This is a genomic window from Actinomycetota bacterium, from assembly GCA_036280995.1.
GTDB lineage: Bacteria > Actinomycetota > CALGFH01 > CALGFH01 > CALGFH01 > CALGFH01.
In genome coordinates this window covers 1-3,614 of record DASUPQ010000339.1, presented here as the reverse complement: position 1 = coordinate 3,614, position 3,614 = coordinate 1, and the positions used below count along the sequence as shown (strand labels likewise).

At 70.1% G+C, this 3,614-nt stretch carries 3 protein-coding genes; all 3 read right to left on the bottom strand.

What is annotated here, in order from left to right; all coding sequences use genetic code 11:
* On the bottom strand, positions 1–686 hold a 686-nt coding region (locus tag VF468_11645), incomplete at its 3' end, for a hypothetical protein (GenBank protein HEX5878952.1).
* Between the two features lie 321 nt (positions 687–1,007).
* On the bottom strand, positions 1,008–2,471 hold the full coding sequence (locus VF468_11640) for a YibE/F family protein (protein HEX5878951.1): 1,464 nt from the start codon (positions 2,469–2,471) through the stop codon (positions 1,008–1,010).
* A gap of 261 nt (positions 2,472–2,732) precedes the next feature.
* On the bottom strand, positions 2,733–3,614 hold an 882-nt coding region (locus VF468_11635; GenBank protein ID HEX5878950.1), incomplete at its 5' end, for an NlpC/P60 family protein.

Below are 3,614 nucleotides of genomic sequence, written 5' to 3'. Positions count from 1 at the left end.
CGCTTGGCGGTCGGCGTCAGCCGCTGGTAGCTGGTCGCGCTCGGCCCGGCCGGGCCGTGCTCGTCCTCATGAAGGATCGCAGGGCCCTGCCCGCCACCGGCACGATTGGCTGCCGCCTGCGCGGCACGGCGCCTGGCCGCCTCCTCGGCCCTGATGGCACCCAGGATCCTGGTTGACTGCCGGCGCAGGCTGGCCTGGCGGACCTGGAGAACGGCGATCTTGCGTTCCAGGGCACGCTTGGCGGCCGCCCGCGCGGCCCGGATCTGCTTGAACTCGGCGGTGCGGGCGCGCATGTCAGCCTGTGCCTCGCGGGCCGACCGCTCGGCGGCGGCGGCTCGCTGGCGAGCTGCCTCGGCCTCCACGCGAGCCTCCACCAGCCTGGCCAGCTCGGCGTTGGCCGCCTCGGCCACCTCACCGAGCAGCTTTGTGCGGTCCAGCAGGTCGGCGATGGTGTCGGCGTCGGCCAGGAGGGTGAGCCCCATGGATGGGGTGCCGTTGACGTAGGTCTCGCGGGCGCGCCGGTCGATCAGGGCCTGCTGGGCGTCGACCTCCAGTTTGGCCAGCAGGGCCTCTCGCACCGCCTGGGCCCGCCGGTCCCGGGCCCGCTGGTAGCGTCGCTCGGCCTTGGCCAGCGCCGCCCGGGCGGAGGTGAGGTCACGGTCTGCCTGGATGAGGGCTCGGGCCACCTGGTCGGCGTCGGCTCTGGCGTCGGCCAGCACTTTCGCGATGGCGTCGAGCTTGTCCTGGACCTCAGAGCTCGGCTTGGTCTTGGTGGCGAGCCTCCGCCGGAGTGACCAGCAGGGAGCCGAGCAGCCCGACAATGAGCACCAACATGCCAGCGCGCCGTCCGGCGGGCCGAAAGGCGAAGGGCACTTGACCTCCGTGGCAACCGGGGAAAGGGAAAGAGCATCGACACCGGTTGGACGCCTCTTGAGCGGCTCCCGGTTCCTGCGCCATTCACCACCGCTAGGACCCAACCCAGCCGCTGGCATTCGTCGATGCGGCGGTTACCTCCACGCTTCAGCGCGGGCGCGGCGTGGCGTCAGGCGGACGTCAGCCAGCCCGGCTTCCTGCAGGTTGGCCTCGAGCCAGTCTTGCTCTTTGGTGGTCAAGCGGTAGGTGACCCGAGGTCGACCTTCCAGGTTCTCGGTCGCCTGGATGACCGGCAGGGGGTCGTCCTCGACCCAGATCCGCAGGTCAGTTGAGAACGGCCCAAACCGGCGCAGTAAGTCGAGCTGGTCCGGGTCCTGGAGATCCAGATGGGCAATGAGGGCGGCCAGGGCTCGCCGGTATCGGGAGCCGTTGCGACGGCGGGCGGTCGCGGCCAGCTGCCGGAGTGTGACGGCGGCCTGGCTGGCGCCGGCCGGCAGCTCGTCGGGGGGAAGCGAGGTACTGTTCACCCCGACGGCGGCATGCGACAGCCGCGGGGCATGCAGGCCGAGCACGGTGTCGAACACCTGCTCGTCCTGTTCCAGGGTGAGCCGGCCGCGCAGCGCATAGGAACTGCGACCTGCCGGGCGCCGCTCGGTGGCAAGGGGCTGGCCGGCCTCTGCGCCCCGCCCGGTGAGGGCGGCAGCCAGCAGCGTGGTCAGGGGTACCGCCGCGATGAGCCCGATCGACCCGCAGAGGGCCCGGACGACCTCCACGGACACCGCCTCGGCGGTGGCCACGGTGCCGAGCGAGTCCCCGCTGGTGGTGAACAGAACCAGCAGGGGCAGCGACGCGCCGGCATAGGCGAGGAAGAGGGTGTTGACGGTGGCGGCGATGTGGTCGCGGCCGACCGCGAGGGCACCGGTGACCAGCTTGCCGAAGCTGGCCGTTGGATCGGCCCGTCGTAGCTGGAACACCAGCGAGGCTTGCGACATGGTCACGTCGTCGAGCACACCGAGGCCGCCGATGATGATGCCGGCCAGCAGCAGCCCGCGAAAGGACAGGCCACCGGCCTGGAAGCTGGCGTTCAGGGCGTCCTCGCTGGCCAGGCCGGTGAGGGAGGTCGCGGCGACAAACCCAGCCGTCAGGGCGGCGGTCAATACCAGGGCAACGCCGGTGCCCACCACCGCGGCGGTGGTCTTGCGGCCGATCCCATGGCTCAGGTACAGCGAGATGAGCATGATGGCCATCGCCCCGACCAGGGCCACCGCCACGGGGCTGTGGCCGCGCAGGATGGCCGGAACAACGAATCCCACGATGACGGCGAACGACAGCGCGAGAGCGATCAGGGAGCGGATTCCCTGCCAGCGACCGAAGGCTAATACGGCCAGCATGAACACCGCAGCCAGTATGAGCATTGGTCGGGTCCGCTCCAGGTCGCGGATGTTGTAGAAGGGCGGCTGGCCTTCCCGCTCGAGCACCGACAGCCTGACCCGCTGGCCGGCCCGGAAGGTGTTGCCGGTCAGGTCGGTGGTATCGAAACGGACCTGCTTGCCATCGGCCAAGCGCGCCTCGACCCTGATGCAGGTGGAGGTGGGCACGCCCGGATCGGCCTCTTCACACTCCAGCGGCTGGACACGGGTGAGGGTGGCGCTGACCAGCCGGGTTGGATCCTGCTGGCCGGCCGCAGCCGGCCCGCTGACCTCACCGTGGGGCCAGAGCAAGGCAGCACCCACGGCAACGCCGAGCGCCAACACTCCGACCGCCACCAGCATCATCCGGTGGCGGCCAACCGCTGCATCCATATTGGTTGGCGCTCCTTACATGCTGGGCCGTGGCAACCGGATGCCAGGCGGCGAGCTTCAGCCAGTCGGTCGGCTGAAACCGACGATTTCGCCCTGGAAGGCCGACTGCAGCTTGACCGTGCTGCCCGTATGGGTGGCCGAGATCTGCTGCCCGTTGCCCACATACAGCGACACATGCGAGATGGGGCTGTACCGGAAGATCAGATCACCGGGTTGGAGCTCGCTTTTTGTCACCTGACGGCCGATACCGATCTGCGCTCGGCTGGAGTGCGGCAGCGACACACCCGCCTGCGCCCACGCCATCAAGGTCAGCCCGGAGCAGTCAAAGGAGCCGGGCCCGGTCGCGCCCCATTGGTAGGGCTTCCCGAGCTGGGCGTAGGCATAGCGGATCACCGCCCCCACGCTGCCGCTGACTGCCTTGAGTGGAGGAGGGGAGGCGGGGCTGCCCGCTGAAGGCGCCGTGGCCGCCGGCCGGTTAACTGCCGCGGCCCGGCGGCGCTCGGCCGCTCGTAGCTCCGCCAGGGTCTGCTCGGTCTGGACGACCAGCTGCTCGATCCTGGCCTTCCGCGCCGCCATCTGATCGAGGATCGCCGCCTGCTTGCGCTCGACTGTGGCCAGCTCGTTCGTCCGGGCCTGCGCCGAACGCTCGATGGCCCGTGCGGCCAGGACCTGATCGGCGTCATGCGTCGCCAGCAGATCGAGCAGTTGTGCCCGCTCCAGGGCATCGGTGGGATCACCGGCGGCGAGCAGCGAGGCGAGGTCGTTGGCCGGGCCCTGGACATAGGCAACCGCTGCGCGGGCGGCGATGCTGGCCCGGGCGTCCGTCAGCTGGCTGCGGACGCCGTCCAGCTGCTGTTGCATGATGCTGATGGAATTGCGTGTCCGCTCAACCGCCAGCTTCGCCTGTAGATAGTCTTCGACTTGCTGGTCGGCTTGCCG